Origin of the sequence: Streptomyces broussonetiae (genome assembly GCF_009796285.1) — a bacterium.
Lineage (GTDB): Bacteria > Actinomycetota > Actinomycetes > Streptomycetales > Streptomycetaceae > Streptomyces > Streptomyces broussonetiae.
This window is the reverse complement of record NZ_CP047020.1, coordinates 450,337-468,620: the sequence shown is the minus strand read 5'-3', so window position 1 is coordinate 468,620 and position 18,284 is coordinate 450,337. Positions and strand designations below refer to the sequence as shown.

Genomic DNA, 18,284 nt, shown 5'->3' with positions numbered 1-18,284 from the left:
CGGCCGCCCGCCATCGCGAACTCGCCATCCGGGAGCGCGAATCAGCCGGAAGACCCCGGGCTTTCCTAGTTTTCCTATCGAATTACTAGGAAAGTGTTGACCGTGGTCGAAGAGGAGAGTGAGGATGAGGAAGCCGACGCGTCACTGCGCACCGCTGTACTCCCACGCCGCCTCGCCGGGCACCGCGTCGTCCTCGGTCCCCTGAAGGAAGACGCCATGACCACAGCACTGAGCTGTAGCGACGGTCGCAGTCGCAGTCAGATGAAGCGGGTGAGGGCATGACGGTGACGGCGGGTGAGGCTACCGACGCGGGAGCCGGGCAGGTCGACTGGCTGCACATAGCCCGTGAGTTGGCCGACGACCTGGCCACGGACGCCGTCGAGCGCGAACAGGCCGGCAAGGCACCGCTCGACGAGGTGGCGCGGTTGCGTGAATCGGGACTGCTGACACTGCCGGCCCCGGCCGAACTCGGGGGCGGCGGCGGGGACTGGCGCACGGCCTACGCGGTCATCCGGACCGTCGCCGCGGCCGACGGGGCCATCGGCCATCTGCTGGGCAACCACTACTTCCTGTCCTGCAGCGCCCGGTTCTTCGCCGACCGCACCCGTGCCGCCCGCATCGAGGGGGAGTCGACGGCGGGCCAGTGGTTCTGGGGAGGCGGTATCGCCTCACATGAACCACCACTCATCCTGACCCCCACGTCGGGCGGCTATCTCCTCAACGGCTACCAGAGGTATGCCACCGGAGTCGGGATCGCCGACCGGCTGGTGGTTCGAGCCGCCAAGTACGGCACCGGTGAGCCGTGCGCCGTCCTGGTCGACCCCGCCCGCTCGGGCGTCGTGAGCGGCAGCAGCGGGGACGCCTTCGGCCAGCGGCTGGCGGCCGGTGGCGGCGTGGAGTTCAATTCCGTGCGGGTCGCGGCCGACGATGTGCTCGGCTCCCTCTCGCCGGACGAGAGCGTCCTGTCACCCTTCGCCTCTCTGGCCGCGCCGACCGCGCGTCTGGTCTCCGTCCAGTTCTGTCTTGGCGTGGCAGAGGGCCTGCTGGCCGAGGTTCGCGAGTGCGGAAGGGGCATGAGGTCCCCCTGGCAGCCCTTCTCGCCTCAGCCCTGGCCGGACAGCCCGTCGCAAGGTCCGTACGCGCTGACCGTGTACGGCGAGCTCACCGTCGTCGCACGTGCCGCGTCCGCCCTGGCCGAGCAGGCGGTGGATGCCCTGGTGCGCGGCCTCGTACAGGGCGAGGATCTCGACGACGAGGAGTGCGCGGAGATCGCCGTCCTCGCGAGCGTGGCCGAGTCCGCCGCCTCCCGGGCCGCGCAGGAGATCACCACCCGTGCCCTGGACGTCATGGGCGCCGACGCCGCCTCCGCGCGGCACGGCTTCGACCGCTTCTGGCGCAATGCCCGGACACACACCCTGCGCGAGCCGGTCGCCCACAGACTGCGCGAGGTGGGCGACTACTTCCTCAACGGCGCGCACCCACCCTTCGCCCTTCCCGCCTGACCGGGAGGGCGACCCGTGCAGGGGGGCCGATACGACACTGATGGATAATCTCGGCATGCGTATCTCGGCGCGGGCGGATTATGCGGTGCGGGCGGCACTGGAGCTGGCCGCAGCAGGAAGCGGGGCCTCGCTCAAGGCCGAGGCGATCGCCGCGGCGCAGGGCATTCCGCACAAATTCCTTGAGGGCATCCTCGGCGACCTGCGCCGGGGCGGTCTTGTGGTCAGTCAGCGGGGCGGCAAGGGCGGCTACCGGCTCGCCCGCCCGGCGGAGTCGATCGCCATCGCAGACGTCATCCGCGTCGCGGACGGCCCCCTGGTCTCGGTGCGGGGAGTGCGCCCACCCGAGCTCTCCTACTGCGGTCCCGCGGAGTCGCTGCTGCCGCTGTGGATCGCTGTACGCGCCAACGTCCGCAAGATCCTCGGCGAGGTCACCCTGGCCCACGTGGCCGCGGCCAAGCTGCCCGACGAGGTTATGAGCCTCGCGGAGGACCCCGAGGCCTGGACGAATCCCTGACCGACACCACCCCGGCGCATCCGGACTGCCCGAGCGGCCACAACACCTGCGCGGGCGCCGCGCAGACCGTCCTGTCGGCCGCTCGTCGGACCGCGCACCGCCCCGTTCGCACTGACCAGCCCCACCGCGCCGGGCGTGACCCGGACCTACACCACCTGTAAGAACCCATCCTTGGACCTCTGATGATCTCGTCCTCGGGGCCCGGCCCGTGGTAGATCGAGGCCGTGCGCGACCTGGTCGTTGACCAGCAGGTCGCGGCCCAGGTGGCGACCGACCTTCTGCGACGCCCCTCGGTCGCCTTCAAGGCCATGACCGACAACACGGCTCGGCATCAGGTCAACCACGTCCAAGTCGAGCAGGCACGGCCTGCTACGTGAGGCGGACGAGCAGCAACTCACCGGCTCGGTAGGCCCGTTCGAGCCTGACGTGCGGCGGATCAACCACGCGCTGGAGTTCTTGGACCTGGTCGGGGCCTGTCAGCGGTTCGTCGCGGCTCAATGTCGCCAGGGGCAGTGAGGGCGGTGGGCGCCATCGGGGTGACTGGCGTGCCCGGACACGCGGGGGACCATCGTCCGGCTGAATCCCCGCATAACGTTTCGCCGTGTAGGCGGCCGCCCATGACGGTCACACCCCGATGCTTCATCCTCGGTCAACACTGCTTGGCTGATCAGGCTGCCGGCCGGTGGCTCCTCTGGCCCTGCGCGAGAGGGCCAGGCCCCATGGTCGACGGTGCCCCCTTCGGCCGAGACAGAGCCGAAGGGGGCGAAGGTGGCGGGAGCCGCGCGCGCCGCCGGCACCCGGCGGCGCGCGGGCCGTCGCGGTCAGGCGGTGGCGAACTCGGGGGCGATACGCGCGGCTGCGGCCACCGCGTGGCGCTTGACCTCCTCATCGTCCAGGTGGTCCAGGCCGAAGTCGACCACGAGCCGGTCGGCCTGCTGGCGGGCCAGCGCCTCCAGAGTGTGGGCCAGGCTCTGGGTGTCGGTCGGCTGTCCGGACTTCTTCAGCTTCTGGGTGGCCTCCCAGGCGGCCGCGTGGCCGGCCTGCTCCTCGGTGACGTGACGGTCCAGGCTGGTGCTGCCGTAGATGACGGTGTGCGCGTCCTTGTACTGCTTGATGCTCTGGGACACGGTTTCTCCTCGCATAAGGGCCAGACCGGGCTCTTGCGCGCCGGCCGGTTACCAAACCAGACAAACCCGACCCGGCCCGCTCGCGCCCGGCAGCGACCTCCGAACGGGTGGTCGGCAGGGCGCTACGCGGTTGGGTCGGTTCTGCCGCCACCTGGCACTTCCCCAACCCGACCTGAGGAAGGGACGCAATAGCGCCGACCTGCTCAAGCATCCGCGGGGCGGGAGTCCCGCGGTGCACCACCATCACTCCAGCGGTCTCTGCGCTCCGAACCGTGATTACCACTGCGCCACGCCGAGCAGTGCTGCACATCGGACGCTGTTGTCGAACACCGCTTGCTTCAGGGGCGCGTGAAAGCCCAGTGGCGGTAGCGCGTACTTCGTGCGCCGGGCGAATACGCCCTATAAGACGCCCACCACGATCCTTACGATCCGTATCGGATCAAACACGATACGCGTTCGCGTGTCGTGGCAACGCCCAAGGGAGCACCCGTTGCGTCACAAGCCCCTCGCCGCTCTGGCCGCGCTCATCGCGGCTACCGCTCTCACCTCCACCGCCGCCATCGAGCCGTCCTCCGCCGCGCCCCGTTCATCCGTGCACTATGTCGCGCTCGGCGACTCGTTCTCCTCCGGTTCCGGTGCCGGCGACAACGACATGTCCAACTACTGCCGCCGCAGCCCCAACTCCTATCCCGCGCTGTGGGCACGCGAACACCACCCCGAGTCGTTCCACTACGCCGCGTGCGGCGGAGCCGTCACCGGCGACGTGCGCGCAGAGCAGGTGGCCGCGCTCGACCGCGACACCACGCTCGTCACGATCACCATCGGCGGCAACGACGCCGACTTCGAGGGCGTGATCCTCGGCTGCATCCTCCAGCCCGTCAACGCCGAGAAGTGCGACGCGGCACTCGACCACTCCGAGTCGGTCATCCACCACGAACTGCCCCAGCGGCTCGCCGACACCTACCGGGACATCAGGGCCCACGCCCCCCACGCCCGCGTGGTCGTAGCGGACTACCCACACCTGTTCGACGCCACCACCGTCTGCCTGGCCGCCACCAAGCCGCGCCGGGAGCGCATGAACAAGATGGCCGACGACGCCGACGCGGTGATCGAACGCCAGGCGCACGCGGCAGGCTTCCACTTCGCCGACGTACGCGGCGCGTTCCGCGGACACGAAGTCTGCAATCCCGGCGGCCTCGCCAACGAGTGGATCCTGCGCATCAAGAACGACTGGGAGTCCTACCACCCGACCGCCACCGGACAGCGCCACGGATACCTTCCCCCGGTGAGCGAAGCCATCGGCTGAACACGCAGACCGCCGCGCCACGCCGCCCGTCCTGAAGGCGGGTCGTCGGATTGCCGCTGCCCGTGTCCTCGGCCCGGTCATGCACGTTGAGCGGCCGAGACCACGCGTGCACCGTGTCTCTGCGGCCCGATCCGCGCCATCTCCATCCCCGGCGCGGGCCGGGCCCACCTACGCCTGGCGAACCACCGGTTCGGATGGCCCCGGCCACGTCATGGCCATGAGTCCCCAGGCCGCCGGCCAGCCGGCGACAGCCTGCCGGGCCTGGACCTTAGTGTCGGCGAGGTGGTAGGACTCGGTGCCGCTCTGGATGACCGCGCCGTGCAAGGTGAGGCAGTCGACGATGGCGCGCAGCGCCGCGGACAGTTGGCGGCGAAGCCGAAAGCGAGTCCCCGGCCCGCGTGCCGAGCCCGAGACCGTGCGGTGAGCACGCCCCCTTCGCTACGGCTACAAACGCGGCGTGACCTGGCTCAACGCTGTCAATGACCAGGTCGCGGGGATCGGCGCGATGGTCGTGCGCGGCACCCCGCGCGACAGCCTCTACACGCTGGACACGCTGCTGAACCTGGACGGCGGGGTGAAGCCGGAGATGGTGGCGACCGACAACGCCTCGTACTCGGACATGGCCTTCGGCCTGTACAAGATGCTGGGCTTCCGCCTCGCCCCGCGCTTCCGCGATCTTCAGGACCAGAGGTTCTGGCGGGCCGACCTGCCCGACGGCCAAGCGCCGGCCGCCGGGTACGGGCCGCTTCAGGCCGTCGCCTGCAGCAAGGTGAACCTCAAGCGGAACGCCACGCACTGGCCGGACATCCTCTGCGTCGTCGGGTCGCTCATCGCCAACCAGGTCCGTGCCTACGACGCTGCGGATGAGTCGGCGGTGTACGGCGGGGACGGCGGTGACGCGCAGGGTGTAGCCCTGGCCGCGCCGTACGGTCACCCCTTGGTCGAGCCCGGCCCGCTCGGCGGCCTCCAGGCCGGACGTGCGGAGGAAGTCGGCGACCTTGCCCGGCATGTCGAGGGTGACCGGCAGCTCCGGAGCGGGGGCGCCCTCCTCGATGGCGGTGTGCTCGGGCAGGAGGTCGGCGACGGCCGTGCGGATCGCGCCGCGGCTGACGCCGTGGTCACGGGCGAGGGCTGCGATCGAGCGGCCCTCCAGGTACGCGGCGCGCACGTCTTCGAGTCTGTCGGCCGGGACGGCGGGGCGGCGCCCGCCCTTGCTGCCCTTGGCCTCGGCGGCGCGCAGTCCGTCGTAGGTGAGTTCGCGCTGGAGTTCGCCGGCGGCGAGGGTCTGCACCATGAACTTCACGGTGGACAGCAGCTCGCCGGTGCGCGGGTGGCGGGCGGCGAGGTCCATCGCGGAGAACGCGCCGTCGTGGATGCGCAGCGCCAGCTGGTCGTGGTGGAGGACGTCGAGCACGTCGAGGATGTGGCCGGTGCCGCGTACGAGGCGGAACATCTCGGAGATGTGCACGGTGTCGCCCGGCCGCGCGTACGCCAGCAGCTCGCCGAACTTCCGCCGTTGGAGGGGGTGGAGGCGGCTGGAGTGCCCCCGTTCCTCCTCGAAGACGACCGGGTCCTCGATCCCGGCCTCGGCCAGGACGAGGTTCTGCCGGGTGGTCGACTGCTGGTCGGTCGAGACCCGCTTGTAGACCAGGTTCGCCACCGAAGGGCCCCTTCCGTACGGAGGAATGGACCCCATCTGTCGTCAAACCCTGTCAACAATCGTCATCGGATCTGATTGGATTCGAGCCGCCGCCAACCCCCGGATTTCACGGGTTCATTGGACGCGTCGCCTGCCGGTCGGCAAGGGTGCCATCGTTTGCCGACAGGGTGAGGAGCGGCAGCCGGGACGGTGAAGAGGCGTGGGCCACCGGTACCGGGCCCGGAGGGCGGCTTCCCGAGCGACCACTATCCCAGTCGAGGCCCGCCTTCAACTCCCCTGGAAGGACCATGCCGTTGGGTAGGGGCTGCGGCCGTGCGGGCATCCGCTGCCCGCACGGCCCACGGTGTGCACGTCATCCCGGCCCCGAGGCTTGGACCACCCGGATTCCGTTTCAAGTCCTGCTGTGTTGCATGGGTGCCCCGGGGCCTGCTTCCGGCACCAGCCCCTATGGCTCGGCTCAACCTTGCTTGAGATCTGCCGTTGCTTGGACGTCGAGGTCGAGAATTGCTCGTCGAATCGCGCGAAGGTCCTGGACCGAAACGTCGAGCCTGATGTGTTGCTCCTCGCTGTCGTCGCTTTTGAAGGGCAGGAGACCTTGGGGAGCGTAGTTGGTGTGGAGCAGATCGACGTAGGCACCGTAGTCGATCACCCGGACGTCAGTCGGTCCGGCTCGGGATACGCGCGGAGAGCACGCGCCTTGTCGGACTGATACCAGGCTCGCGCTGCGTCCTGGACGATCGGAACGGAGATCTTGCGGTCTCGGGCCTGCCTTGCGGCTTTCGCTGCGATGCAGATTGCATCGCGAGGAACGCCCCCGGAGGCCCGAACAAGTTCGCCGAAGGCGGGCTCGGACGAAACCCCGGAGCCGGCCTGGCAGGGTCAGGTGCCGGCGCTCAACGCGGGCTGCGCCGGCTCCGGTAGGCCGCGACGCTGGCCCGGTGTGAGCAGGTTCGGGTGCAGTACTGCTTCGAGCCGTTGCGCGAGAGGTCCACGAAAGTGGCCCGGCAGGTCGGCCCGGCACATACGCCGAGACGAGCCGGACCGAGCGTGGCGATCACGGAGGCCAGTGCGCTGAGCGTAGTCGCGGCAAGGTGCGCCGAGCAGCGGTCGGTGTCGGAGGTCACCTCGGTCCACCAACGGTCGTCCTCGTGGCGCAGTACCGGGGTGGCGCGGCTGCGACGCAGACCGTCGTTGATCAGAGCCGCAGCTTCGACCGCGTCCGCGTGGGCCCGTTCGAGCACCTCACGCACCGTCTCGCGCAACGCGCGGACTTCCGCCAGGTCGGCGCGGGTGAGATGCCGCGGACCGGTCCTTTGGCTCGCGGCCGAACTCGGAGGCTCAGCCGCGGGATGGTCGTCGAGGAAGTCCCGGAGCTGCTCCACGGTCTCGAGCGCGTCTTCTCCCTTGATCGGCCTCAAGGTGTTGGCCAGGTCGACGGCCGTCTGGACCACCAATGGGCTGTAATACGCATCCCGCATTTGACGTGTCTCCTCACTGCCCCATAATGTTACACGCAAAGGAGCTTTAGCATGTCACAGCATATTCGGCAGGGGGCGACGCCGCAGACGATCCCGTCCGGAGGAGCCCCGTCACCGGAGCGAGCCGACGCCCCGGACGGGCGTCGGCTGGGGCTGGCTTTGGGGATGCTGGTGCTGCCGATGTACGTGGCACTGGGAGCGCCGTCGGTGGCCCTGCCGGCCATCGGCCGCGCACTCGCGGTGCCGTTCGGGGCCACCGCATGGATTCTCGCCGCGTGGTCGCTGACCTCCGCGCTCGCGATGCCGGTCGCGGGTCGGCTGCTGGTCCGCTGGAGCCCCTTCCAGGTCCTCGTCGCCGGGGTCGTGACGCTCGCCGCGGGCTCCGTGCTCGCCGGAGCCGGGCCGACACTGTCCGTCGTGATCGTCGGCCGACTGATCGGCGGCGCCGGGGCGGGCGCGACCGTGATCGCCGTCTTTGCCGCGGCCACCGCCCTTCCCGGGCGGCAACGGATCCGCGCCCTGGGAATCATCGCGGCCGCCGGCGCGACGGCGTCGGGGTGCGGGACACTGTTGGGCGGGGCGGTGACCGCATGGCTCGGGTGGCGTGCCGTGCTCGCGATCCCGGTCCTCGCGCCGCCCCTCCTGCTGGCCGCATTGCCGAGTAGGCGCGCGCTGACGCGGAGCGGTAGCGGCGAGCGAAACGGCTCGACCGGGCGACTCGATATCGTCGGCGCGGCCGTGCTTTCGGTACTCGCTGGCTCCTTGATCACGTTGCTGCAGGCACACTCGGTCGGCCTGCCCGCTCCGGTCACGCTCGTCGTGGCTGCCGCCGGGGCGCTCGCCGCCGTGGGACTGTGGTGGCGCGTGCGAAGCACGCCCGACGGGTTCGTGCCTCGGCGGGTGATCGCATCCCGCGGCTTCCTGGCGGCCGGGCTCATCGGCGGGACCGTCTTCGCCGGCTATTACGGGGTGCTGTTCCGCGCCCCGTCCCTGATCGAGCAGGCCACGGGTGGTGGCCCCCTGGAAGCCGGCGTGCTCCTGGTCCCGGCCGCCGCCTGCTCGGTGCTGGCCGGGCGGCTGGTCGGCACCTTGACCGATCAGTTCACCGGCTGGCAGGTGTCGGCCGGGCTTGCGGCACTCACCGTCGTCGGTGTGCTCGTGGTCGCGATCTTCCCCGGGGCGATCCCGATTGTCGTCGGCACGGCGTTGACCGTGTGCGGGTTCGCCGGCACCCAAGCCGTACTGGTGAGCCTCGCGCCGGACCTGGTCGCCGCGGACGACCGCGACACCGCACAGGGCCTGCTCAACTTCATGAACGCCTTGGGTGGCGGCGTCGGACCGGCCGCTGTCGCGGGTCTGTCCGGCATCGTGCCGGTGCCGGTGGCCCTCGCCGTGCTCGCGGCACTCCCACTGGCCGGACTCGTCCTCGGCCTGACCCGGCGCCCTACCGCCGACCGCCGCCGCGAACCCGACGCCACGCGTGGGAGCGCGCGATGACGGTCCACCTGCATCTGATCCGATAACGCCTTGACCAGTAAGGAGCCTTGCCATGGCCGCCGAGCCATTCGAGGTCAGCATCACCGAAGCCGAGATCGCGGACCTGCGTGAACGATTGCGCCGGACACGGTGGCCCGAGGGCGAGCCGGTGGACGACTGGTCACAGGGTTTGCCGCTGGCGTATGCCCAGGAGCTTTGCCGCAGCTGGGCCGAGGACTACGACTTCGGGTTCGCCGAGCGGCTGAACGTGTTCCCGCAGTACCGCGACACGATCGACGGGCTGGGCATCCACTTCCTGCACGTCCGCTCGCCGGAGACGGACGCGTTCCCGCTCGTGCTCACGCACGGGTGGCCGGGTTCGGTGCTCGAGTTCCTGGAGGTCCTCGGCCCGCTGACCGACCCGCGCGCGCACGGCGGTGACCCGGCGGACGCGTTCCACGTGGTCGCGCCGTCGTTGCCCGGGTACGGCTGGAGTGACAAGCCGTCGACGACCGGGTGGGGCATCACTCGCACCGCGCGCGCCTGGGACACGTTGATGGTCTCGCTGGGTTACGAACGGTACGGCGCGCAGGGTGGTGACTGGGGTTCGGCGGTGTCCGCGGTGCTGGGCGAGGTGGCGCCCGAGCGGGTCGCCGGCGTGCACCTGAACCTGGGATCCGTGGCGGCGGGCACGTTCGACGACCCGACGCCCGCGGAGCTGGCGAATCTCGAGGCCGAGAAGGAGATGCAGCGCACCGGCCGGGGGTACTCGGCGATCCAGGCGACCCGGCCGCAGACGCTCGGCTACGGCCTCACCGACTCCCCGGCGGGGCAGGCCGCCTGGATCGCCGAGAAGTTCTGGGCGTGGACGGACAACGACGGCCATCCCGAGGACGCGTTGTCGCGGCAGACGATCCTCGACGAGATCTCGGTCTATTGGTTCACCGCGTCGGCCACGTCGTCGGCGCGCCTGTACTGGGAGAGCTTCGCCAACTTCCGGGACGAGGTGACCGCGCCATCCGGGCTGTCGGTCTACCCGCGCGACATAACCCGCCCGTCGAGGCGGGAGGCCGAGCTGCGGTTCACCGACCTGCGCTGGTTCGAGGAGCTACCGCATGGTGGCCACTTCGCCGCGCTGGAGCAGCCGGAGTCGCTGGTCAAGCAGGTGCGCGGGTTCTTCCGCCTGTTCCGCTGACTGTCCGTGCCACAGCCTCCAGGACCTTATCAACATGGTCGCCGAACTGCGCGACCGAGGAATCGGCTTCACCTCACTGCACGAGAACGTCGACACCACCACCCCCGGCGGTCGACTCGGCTTCCACGTCTTCGCCGCCCTCGCGGAGTTCATCCGTGAACTCATCGTCATCGGCACCAACGAGGGCCTGGCCGCCGCCCGCGCCCGCACCGGCGGACGCCCCAGCGTCGCCACCGAGGAAGTCATCCGCGCCGCCCGCGCCCTTCTGCCCGACCCCGGCCGCTCCATCACCTCGATCGCCAAGCTCCTCGGCGTCCCACCCGGCACCCTCTACAACCACATCCCCGACCTGCGGGAACTACGCGCCGGCGCCGTACCCCGGCAGCTCGAAGCCCCTACGAGGTGGGCGATCCCCAGCAAGATCGTCCTCACCGGGATTTCCTGTACGCGAACTACTCACACCCGGACACGCTCGTTGCACAGACCGATGACGGGACAGACGGCGTCGTGGCAGCGCTGCTGGCACAGGCCCGCAACGGCGGGGACGGCGAGTGATCCCGGGCGGTCCGCCCTCGTTCGGCCGACAGCGGTCCGCCCTCGTTCGGCCGACAGCGCGGGCGGCGCCTGGCTCGTTGTGCGGATGTGGACGACGGACGGACGGTTCCTGGACCGGTGGCCACACAGGGCGGGGCAGCACCGTCGCGCGCTACGGTTCCGCGCCGAGGCCGCCCTCGCCCGGCGCCTGGGAGTGATGACAAGGCCGTCGGTGTGGCCGACCTGGTGAGCTCCGGCGGGGACCAGGCGGTGCGACTGCTGGTGCCCGCTCGTAGGCTGCCGACATGAGCGAGATCCAGAACCCGATGCCCCGCGACGCCTTCGAGCTGCTGCTGGCCGGTAACCAGCGCTTCGTGGCCGGCACCCCCGAGCACCCGAACCAGGACGCCACCCGCCGCGCCGAGACCGCACCGTCCCAGCAGCCCTTCGCCGTGCTGTTCGGGTGTTCCGACTCCCGGCTGGCCGCCGAGATCATCTTCGACCGAGGTCTGGGCGACCTGTTCGTGGTGCGCACTGCCGGCCACGTCATGGGCCCGGAGGTGCTGGGCAGCATCGAGTTCGGCGTGGACGTGCTGGGCTGCCCGCTGGTCGTAGTCCTCGGGCACGACTCGTGCGGCGCGGTCGGCGCCGCGTGCGCCGCGCTGGAGAACGGCGTGTCGCCGGCCGGGTACGTCCGGGACGTCGTCGAGCGGGTGACCCCCAGCGTGCTGGCCGCCCGGGCCGCCGGACGGGTGGAGCCGGAAGAGATCCTCGCCGAGCACATAAGGCACACCGCCGACCTTCTGCTGGACCGCTCCCGGGTCCTCGCCCGCAAGGTCGCCGCCGGCCAGACCGCCGTGGTGGGCCTGCGCTACCGCCTGGCCGACGGCAGTGCCCAACTCGTCGCCTCCCGCGGCCTCGACGCGGCGGTGCCCACCGCGTCCTGACCACCGCGGCGCGACCCCTCAGCGTGATCTGCCGCGGTCGGCCGTCAGGAGAGGGGAGGCACAGCGCGGGTCAGGGGCCCCAGGTCTCCGTATAGGGCGGCATGGAGTGCAGCCGCCAGTTCGCGGGCCCGGTCTTCGCTCCGCACGCCGTGCATCATGAAGTAGATCGGTCCGGCATAGGCGTCCAGGTCGATCTCACGGTTTTCGACCAGGCAGGTGATCGCGGCCCGGACCGCATCGTTCACGGCATCGTCGACAGCGTGGCCGGAGCCGACAGTGAGCGTGTCCGCCTTCACGGTCCACCGCTGCCGCCTTTCGGATTCGATGGCGACGAACACAGCCTGCTGCGCCATGGCCGTCCGGTACACGTCGTGGAAGGCGTCGGTGCCGGTGGCGTCCGGAATGAGGTGGGCGGGGCAAGGAATGGGCAGCAGCTGCACGAGTGCATTGTGCACAGAGGAGCAGAACAATCGCGTCCGGTGACGCGAGATGTCCACCGTTGGTGCTGGTCACGTGGTGGGACGGGGCCCCGCGGCACGGCGCAGCCGGTTGGCGATCGCCAGTCCCAGCCCCTCCTCCACCGGCAAGGAGGCGACGATGAGGTCGCACCCCCGGTGGTCGAGTTCGCGCAGGAACCCGTACAGCTCGCGCGCGTAGCCGGCCAAAAACGCTGGGACATCCACCACGGCGTGCGCCTTCACCGGGGTGTCGGCGGGGGATGGGGGAAGAAGGACGCCGACCTGGTGCCCCTGCTCCTGCGCGAGCCGCGCCTCGTCGACGACCTTCTCCGGCTCGACCAGGACGACCCGAGCAGACGGCGCGTAGTGCGACGGGTGCTGACCCGGCACCCGGACATGGCTCGTGGACGGGACCTCGATCGGATGCCCCAGCACCGCTTCGAGGTCCTCGCGGGTCACTCCGCCGGGCCGGAGGATGGCCGGGGTCTCGACCATGACGTCGATGATGGTCGACTCGACGCCGACCCCGCAGGGACCGCCGTCCAGGACGAAGTCGACGGCATCCCCGAGCCGAAGCGATTGGCGGACGGGACCGTGACACCGCCGCCGAAGGCCGAAAGCACCGCGAGGGCAACGGGGTGGTCGGGCACACGCACGGCCACCGTCTCCAGGCCACCCGTGGCTTCCAGGGGCACCCGGCGCCCGCGCCGCAGAACCAGCGTGAGCGGCCCCGGCCAGAAGTGCTGGGCCAGCAGGCGCGCCGTCGCGGGCACGTCCTGGACCCAGTCGTCCAGATGACCCGCGCCGCCGATGTGGACGATCAGCGGGTGCGAGGGCGGGCGCTCCTTGACCTGGAAGATGCGCGAGACGGCGGCGAGGTCCTCGGCGTTGGCGCCCAGCCGGTAGACGGTTTCGGTCGGGAAAGCCACCAGGCCGCCGGCACGCAGCACACCGGCCGCCTTCTCGATGTCACTGGGTCGCGATCCCGCGCAGGCGCCGCTCCACCCTGGCGGGAAGGCCGCGCCGGGGGTCCGTCCCACTGGAGCAGGTCGGCGCCGGCACGATCACCTCATCGAGACCCTCGCCGGCCAGCAGGTCGAGATTGGTGTCCGACCAGGCACAGCCATCCACGAATCGGTGACCATTGATCTGTACGGGAGTAAACCACGCGGGGATGGCACAGGAGGCCGTGACCGCCGAGGCGAGGTCGGTGGGAGGCGCCACCCGGTGCCCCGAACACCACGCGGGTACCGCTGTCGAGGTCCGCCGCGACCACGCGCAGAGCGGGGTTTTCGGGCCAGTGATCGACTGTGTCGAGCCGACGGATCAGCTCGCGGACACTGTCCAGGCTGCCCGGCCGGGTGGTACGCAAGCGGCGAGCAGCATGGTGAACGGCAGCTGGTGTGGATGCCTGGCCAGATCCCCGAGCAGTTTCAGCGACCCGATCCCCGGCTTGGGAACGTGCGGCCGCGCGTCACCCACCCAGGTGTCGTAGTCCACAAGGACCCCGCTCGCGGGACCGGATGCCACCGCGATGCCGCGCTGATGGTTGCGCAGATCAACTGGGCGCCACCCGATCGCCGGCATCGAACCCACGATGGCTCCCGCGGAGGTGCCGAGCCGGGGCGCCGCCCTGTGCCTGGATCGCGGTGATGGCGACAGTGTTGACGATGTCCTGGACGAGGGCGCCGCGCGACAGGTCGTTGACCGGCTTGCGCAGACCCTGCAGGACCGGTCCGACGGCGATCGCACCGGCCGAGCGCTGGACGGCCTTGTAGGTGTTGTTGCCGGTGTTGAGGTCCGGGAAGACCAGCACGGTGGCGCGGCCTGCGACCTTCGATCCGGGTAGCTTCGCCGCCGCGACCACGGCGTCCACCGCCGCGTCGTACTGGATCGGGCCCTCCACCGGCAGGTCGGGGCGGCGCTCGCGGACGATCTCGGTCGCGGCGCGCACCTTGTCGACATCCGCACCCTGCCCCGAGGTCCCGGTGGAGTAGGAGAGCATCGCCACTCGTGGTTCGACGTGGAACTGTGCAGCGGTCCGCGCCGACTGGACGGCGATGTCGGCCAGCTGTTCCGCGTCCGGGTCGGGGTTGACCGCGCAGTCGCCATACACCAGCACCTGGTCCGGCAGGCACATGAAGAAGACCGAGGAGACGAAGGAGACACCCGGCGCCGTCTTGATCACTTCGAATGCCGGCCGGATGGTCGCCGCTGTGGAGTGCGCCGCCCCCGAGACCATGCAGTCGGCGAGGCCCTCGTGCACCATTGGCGTGCCGAAGTACGAGCCCTCCACGACCACGTCGTGGGCCAGCTCGACCGTCATGCCCTTGTGGGCGCGGAGCGCGGCGTAGACCTCGGCGAAGTTCTCTCGCAGCGGCGAGGTCTGTGGGTCGACGATCCGGCACAGGGCGCCCCCTTTGTGTACGCCCGCTGCGGGATCGTCGTCGTCCAGGCCGAGGCCCACGCCGAGGTCGGCAACCCGTCTGCGGACCGAGCTCTCCTCGCCCAGGAGCGTCAGATCGCAGACGTTGCGGTGGAGCAGTACCTCGTCGGCGCGCAGGATGCGTTCTTCGGTACCTTCGGGCTGGACGACATGGCGCCGGTCGGAGCGGGCCCGTTCGAGCAGTTCGTGCTCGAACATCATCGGGGTGACCCTGGTGCTGCGGGCCACTGCCAGGCGGCCGGTGAGTTCGCGGGTGTCGACGTGCGTCTCGAACAGGCCGATCGCGGTCTCGGCCGCCCGGCACACCAGTGATCTCGGTGCCGGGCGGCTCCTTCCCGACTGCCGCCGAGCTGTTCGCCCTGGAAGGCAAGCTGACCGCGGCCACCCCGCGCAAGCCGACCGAGTGCGCGGCCAGCGCTCCCACGATGAGGTCGGCCTGGTCGCCAGGGGTGACCACCAGGCAGCCGGGGGTCAGGGCGGGCAGAAAGGTGGTCAGCATCGCGCCGCCGAAGACGAAGTCGAGTACGTCGCGAGCGAGCCCGGCGCCGTCACCGAGCAGCACGTCGCCGCCGAGCGTCTGGACCACTTCTGCCACCGTGGGCGGCGAGCACGGTGTCCTCGGGGAGCACGTAGACGGGCACGGGCAGCCGCCCATTCAGCTGCGTGGCGACCTTCGTGGCGGCGTCGGGAGGGACGCGGTTGGCGATCGGGGCGACGACGTCGCAGCCCTGAGCGGTGAGTGCCAGGTGCGCGTTGTGGACCTCGTCGACCGCCGTCTCGGCAGTTTGGCGCAGGCCCCCGACCACGATGAGCACGTAGGCGCCGAACTCGTTCGCCAGTGTGGCGTTGAGCGTCAACTCCGCAGGCAGCTGGGTGTCGTGGTAGTCCCTCCCGAGAACCAGTACGAACATGAGGTCCGGACCCTCATGCGCCAGCGGACGGTAGACGCCCACCCGGTCCACGTGGCGGGTCAGCAGCTCCATGATGCCCAGGTCGACGACCTGTCGGCCGTCCCCGCGACCGATGCCCGTCATGTACAGGCTGCGGGTCACGTGCCTGCCCCGCTCTGCGTTGTGGGCCGGTTCAGCGGTTCGGTGAGCCTCATCGTCGTACTCCTCGTCGCCCCCGCAGGAAGGGGCGGGGTCAGTGCGGCCATGTCCAGTCGGCGACCTCCGGCAGGTCGACCCCGTGCTCGCGGATCCAGGAGTGGTGGCGGGTGCGAGTGTCGGCCATCTCCTGGCGGACGGCGGCAGCGCGTACGGCGAGGCCGGGGACACGGTCGATGACGTCCATGACCAGGCGGTAGCGGTCCAGGTCGTTGCGGACCACCATGTCGAAGGGCGTCGTGGTGGTGCCCTCCTCCTTATAGCCGCGCACGTGCAGGTGCGGGTGGCCGGCGCGGCGATAGGCGAGGCGGTGGATCAGCCAGGGGTAGCCGTGGTAGGCGAAGATGACGGGCTTGTCGCGGGTGAACAGCGCGTCGTACTCGCTGTCGGGCATCCCGTGCGGGTGTTCCTCGGCGGGCAGGAGGCGGGCGATGTCGACGACGTTGACCACGCGCACCGCCAGGTCGGGCAGGTGGCGGCGCAGCAGGTCGGCGGCGGCCAGCGCTTCCTGGGTGGGCACGTCCCCGGCGCAGGCCAGTACCACGTCCGGCTCCCGGGTGCCGTCCTCCGTGCCGGCCCAGTCCCAGATTCCCGCTCCGCGCGCACAGTGTCCCAGGGCCTCGTCCAGCGTGAGCCAGTCGAAGCACGGCTGCTTGCCGGCGACCACGACGTTGACGTAGTCCCGGCTGCGCAGCACGTGGTCGGCGGTGGCCAGCAGCGTGTTGGTGTCGGGCGGCATGTAGACCCGTACCGCCTCGGGGCTCTTGTTGAGGACGTGGTCGACGAAGCCGGGATCCTGGTGGGAGAAGCCGTTGTGGTCCTGGCGCCAGACGTGCGAGGTGAGAAGGTAGTTCAACGAAGGGATGGGGGCCCGCCAGGGCAGGCGGCGGGTGGTGCGCAGCCATTTGATGTGCTGGTTCACCATGGAGTCGACGATGTGGATGAAGGCTTCGTAGCAGGAGAACAGGGCGTGGCGGCCGGTCAGCAGGTAGCCCTCCGACCAGCCCTGGCAGGTGTGTTCGGAGAGGATCTCCATCACCCGTCCGCCGCGTACCAGGTGCTCGTCGGTGGGCAGTACCTCGGCCTCCCATGCCTTGCCCGTGGCCTTGTACACGGCCTGCAGCCGGTTGGAGGCGGTCTCGTCCGGGCCGACGATCCGGAAGTCGCGGCGTTCGGCGGTGTCTTCCATGACCTGCTCCAGCAGGTCCCCGAGGACACGGGTGGGTTCGTGGAGGTTGGTGCCGGGCTTGTCGACCTCGACGGCGTACTTCTCCAGCGGTGGGACCGGCAGTTCACGGGTGAACAGTCCGCCGTTGGCATGGGGGTTGGCGCCCAGGCGGCGCTCGCCCTGCGGCAGGCAGGCGAGCACCTGTTCCCGGGGGCGGCCGTGCTCGTCGAACAGTTCCTCGGGGCGGTAGGAACGCATCCAGCCTTCCAGCTGCCGCAGATGCCCGGGGTTGTCGCGCACTTCGGCCAGCGGGACTTGGTGGGCCCGCCACGTGCCCTCCACCGGGACGCCGTCCACCTCGCGTGGGCCTGTCCAGCCCTTAGGTGTGCGCAGCACGATCATCGGCCAGCGGGGCCGGTCGATGGCGTGTTCCTCGCGGGCGGAGCGCTGGATGGCAGCGATCATGTCGAGTGCCCGGTCCATGGTGTGGGCCATCGCCCGGTGGACCGCGTGCGGGTCGCTGCCGGTGACGTGGAGGGGATGGTGCCCGTATCCGCGCAGCAGCTCGTCCAGCTCCTGCTCGGGGAGGCGGGCGAGTACCGTCGGGTTGGCGATCTTGTATCCGTTGAGCTGCAGGATCGGCAGGACCGCACCGTCGTGGACCGGGTCGAGGAACTTGTTGGAGTGCCAGGAGGCGGCCAAAGGGCCGGTCTCCGCCTCGCCGTCGCCGATCACACAGGTGACCAGCAGGTCGGGGTTGTCCAGGGCGGCGCCGTAGGCGTGGGAGAGGGAGTAGCCGAGCTCCCCGCCTTCGTGGATGGAGCCGGGCGTCTCGGGAGCGACGTGGCTCGGGACGCCGCCGGGGAAGGAGAACTGGCGGAACAGCCGAACCATGCCCGCCTCGTCGCGGGTGATGTCCGGATAGGTCTGGGTGTAGCTCCCGTCCAGCCAGGAGCCGGCCAGCACGGCAGGCCCTCCGTGGCCGGGGCCCCAGATGCAGATGGCGTCCAGGTCGCGCGCCTTGATCACCCGGTTGAGGTGCGTGTAGACGAGGTTCAGCGCCGGCGAGGTGCCCCAGTGCCCGAGTAGCCGGGGTTTGACGTGCTCGGGGCGCAATGGCTCGCGCAGCAGCGGGTTGGCCATGAGGTAGATCTGCCCGACCGTGAGGTAGTTCGCAGCGCGCCACTGGGCTTCCAGTTCGGTCAACTCGCTGTCGCTCAGCGTTGCGACAGCGGCGGAGTCCGCGCCGAGTGCGGTGCCGTCGTTGGGCTCGGCGTGCATGAAGAATCTCCCGCCCAGGAGGTGGTGATTGCAGTTACTGGAAGTGATAAGGGGGGTTCGACCCATACGGGCTTCTACCGTTTTTT

At 70.3% G+C, this 18,284-nt stretch carries 15 protein-coding genes and 4 pseudogenes; 10 read left to right on the top strand and 9 right to left on the bottom strand.

The genetic code is table 11. The features are described from left to right. Nucleotides 1–278: 278 nt before the first annotated feature. From GQF42_RS02370 to GQF42_RS47530, 4 genes are all read left to right on the top strand, one after another. Nucleotides 279–1,502 (top strand): acyl-CoA dehydrogenase family protein, encoded by a 1,224-nt coding sequence (locus GQF42_RS02370; RefSeq protein WP_158917178.1) that lies wholly within the window; start codon nucleotides 279–281, stop codon nucleotides 1,500–1,502. Nucleotides 1,503–1,557: 55 nt separating this feature from the next. After that, on the top strand, nucleotides 1,558–2,016 hold the full coding sequence (locus GQF42_RS02365) for an RrF2 family transcriptional regulator (protein WP_158917176.1): 459 nt from the start codon (nucleotides 1,558–1,560) through the stop codon (nucleotides 2,014–2,016). 224 nt (nucleotides 2,017–2,240) lie between these two features. Next, nucleotides 2,241–2,393: a DUF6192 family protein gene (locus GQF42_RS46835; protein WP_158917174.1), complete on the top strand. Its 153-nt coding sequence runs from the start codon at nucleotides 2,241–2,243 to the stop codon at nucleotides 2,391–2,393. Continuing rightward, complete coding sequence (locus GQF42_RS47530; RefSeq protein WP_407699527.1) at nucleotides 2,347–2,532, top strand: DUF6192 family protein; 186 nt, start codon at nucleotides 2,347–2,349, stop codon at nucleotides 2,530–2,532. Before GQF42_RS46835 ends, GQF42_RS47530 begins: the two co-directional genes overlap by 47 nt. A gap of 305 nt (nucleotides 2,533–2,837) precedes the next feature. On the opposite strand, the gene GQF42_RS02355 is transcribed toward GQF42_RS47530, so the two are convergent. Then, nucleotides 2,838–3,143, bottom strand: coding sequence for a DUF3759 domain-containing protein (locus GQF42_RS02355; RefSeq protein ID WP_158917172.1), 306 nt, complete (start codon nucleotides 3,141–3,143; stop codon nucleotides 2,838–2,840). A 490-nt stretch (nucleotides 3,144–3,633) separates the two neighbouring features. Between GQF42_RS02355 and GQF42_RS02350 the strand changes: the two genes are divergently transcribed. Both GQF42_RS02350 and GQF42_RS45505 read left to right on the top strand, forming a co-directional pair. Next, the gene (locus GQF42_RS02350) at nucleotides 3,634–4,449 is read left to right on the top strand and encodes an SGNH/GDSL hydrolase family protein (protein ID WP_158917170.1); all 816 of its coding nucleotides are present in this window, start codon (nucleotides 3,634–3,636) and stop codon (nucleotides 4,447–4,449) included. 430 nt (nucleotides 4,450–4,879) lie between these two features. Then, nucleotides 4,880–5,305, top strand: a pseudogene (locus GQF42_RS45505) (Tn3 family transposase); the annotation flags it as partial. Between the two features lie 417 nt (nucleotides 5,306–5,722). Here the strand turns inward: GQF42_RS45505 and GQF42_RS45500 are convergent. From GQF42_RS45500 to GQF42_RS02330, 3 genes and pseudogenes are all read right to left on the bottom strand, one after another. Continuing rightward, nucleotides 5,723–6,145 (bottom strand): annotated as a pseudogene (locus tag GQF42_RS45500) (recombinase family protein); the annotation flags it as partial. A gap of 421 nt (nucleotides 6,146–6,566) precedes the next feature. Further along, nucleotides 6,567–6,758 (bottom strand): hypothetical protein, encoded by a 192-nt coding sequence (locus tag GQF42_RS02335; protein WP_158917168.1) that lies wholly within the window; start codon nucleotides 6,756–6,758, stop codon nucleotides 6,567–6,569. A gap of 244 nt (nucleotides 6,759–7,002) precedes the next feature. Then, complete coding sequence (locus GQF42_RS02330) at nucleotides 7,003–7,587, bottom strand: CGNR zinc finger domain-containing protein (RefSeq protein WP_158917166.1); 585 nt, start codon at nucleotides 7,585–7,587, stop codon at nucleotides 7,003–7,005. A 51-nt stretch (nucleotides 7,588–7,638) separates the two neighbouring features. On the opposite strand from GQF42_RS02330, the gene GQF42_RS02325 reads away from it, so the two are divergent. From GQF42_RS02325 to GQF42_RS02310, 4 genes are read left to right on the top strand one after another with little or no spacing between them, the layout of a single operon-like run. Further along, nucleotides 7,639–9,084, top strand: coding sequence for an MFS transporter (locus GQF42_RS02325; RefSeq protein WP_158917164.1), 1,446 nt, complete (start codon nucleotides 7,639–7,641; stop codon nucleotides 9,082–9,084). A gap of 52 nt (nucleotides 9,085–9,136) precedes the next feature. Continuing rightward, nucleotides 9,137–10,258, top strand: a complete 1,122-nt coding sequence (locus tag GQF42_RS02320) for an epoxide hydrolase family protein (RefSeq protein ID WP_158917162.1) — start codon at nucleotides 9,137–9,139, stop codon at nucleotides 10,256–10,258. Next, nucleotides 10,179–11,042 carry a recombinase family protein gene (locus tag GQF42_RS45495; RefSeq protein WP_267906116.1) on the top strand — a complete coding sequence of 288 codons (864 nt, stop codon included), beginning with the start codon at nucleotides 10,179–10,181 and terminating at the stop codon, nucleotides 11,040–11,042. The genes GQF42_RS02320 and GQF42_RS45495 overlap by 80 nt, the downstream gene beginning before the upstream one ends. A gap of 55 nt (nucleotides 11,043–11,097) precedes the next feature. Then, the gene (locus GQF42_RS02310) at nucleotides 11,098–11,739 is read left to right on the top strand and encodes a carbonic anhydrase (protein ID WP_158917160.1); all 642 of its coding nucleotides are present in this window, start codon (nucleotides 11,098–11,100) and stop codon (nucleotides 11,737–11,739) included. Nucleotides 11,740–11,783: 44 nt separating this feature from the next. On the opposite strand, the gene GQF42_RS02305 is transcribed toward GQF42_RS02310, so the two are convergent. From GQF42_RS02305 to GQF42_RS02285, 5 genes and pseudogenes are all read right to left on the bottom strand, one after another. Next, nucleotides 11,784–12,179 (bottom strand): hypothetical protein, encoded by a 396-nt coding sequence (locus tag GQF42_RS02305; protein ID WP_158917158.1) that lies wholly within the window; start codon nucleotides 12,177–12,179, stop codon nucleotides 11,784–11,786. A 69-nt stretch (nucleotides 12,180–12,248) separates the two neighbouring features. Beyond that, nucleotides 12,249–13,147: pseudogene (locus GQF42_RS02300) on the bottom strand (L-threonylcarbamoyladenylate synthase). Nucleotides 13,148–13,166: 19 nt separating this feature from the next. Then, nucleotides 13,167–13,421, bottom strand: a complete 255-nt coding sequence (locus GQF42_RS47175; protein ID WP_325100287.1) for a patatin-like phospholipase family protein — start codon at nucleotides 13,419–13,421, stop codon at nucleotides 13,167–13,169. 334 nt (nucleotides 13,422–13,755) lie between these two features. Then, nucleotides 13,756–15,695, bottom strand: a pseudogene (pta, locus tag GQF42_RS02290) (phosphate acetyltransferase). Between the two features lie 91 nt (nucleotides 15,696–15,786). Then, entirely contained in the window at nucleotides 15,787–18,198 is a 2,412-nt protein-coding gene (locus GQF42_RS02285) for a phosphoketolase family protein (RefSeq protein WP_158917154.1), read from the bottom strand. Nucleotides 18,199–18,284: the final 86 nt, after the last annotated feature.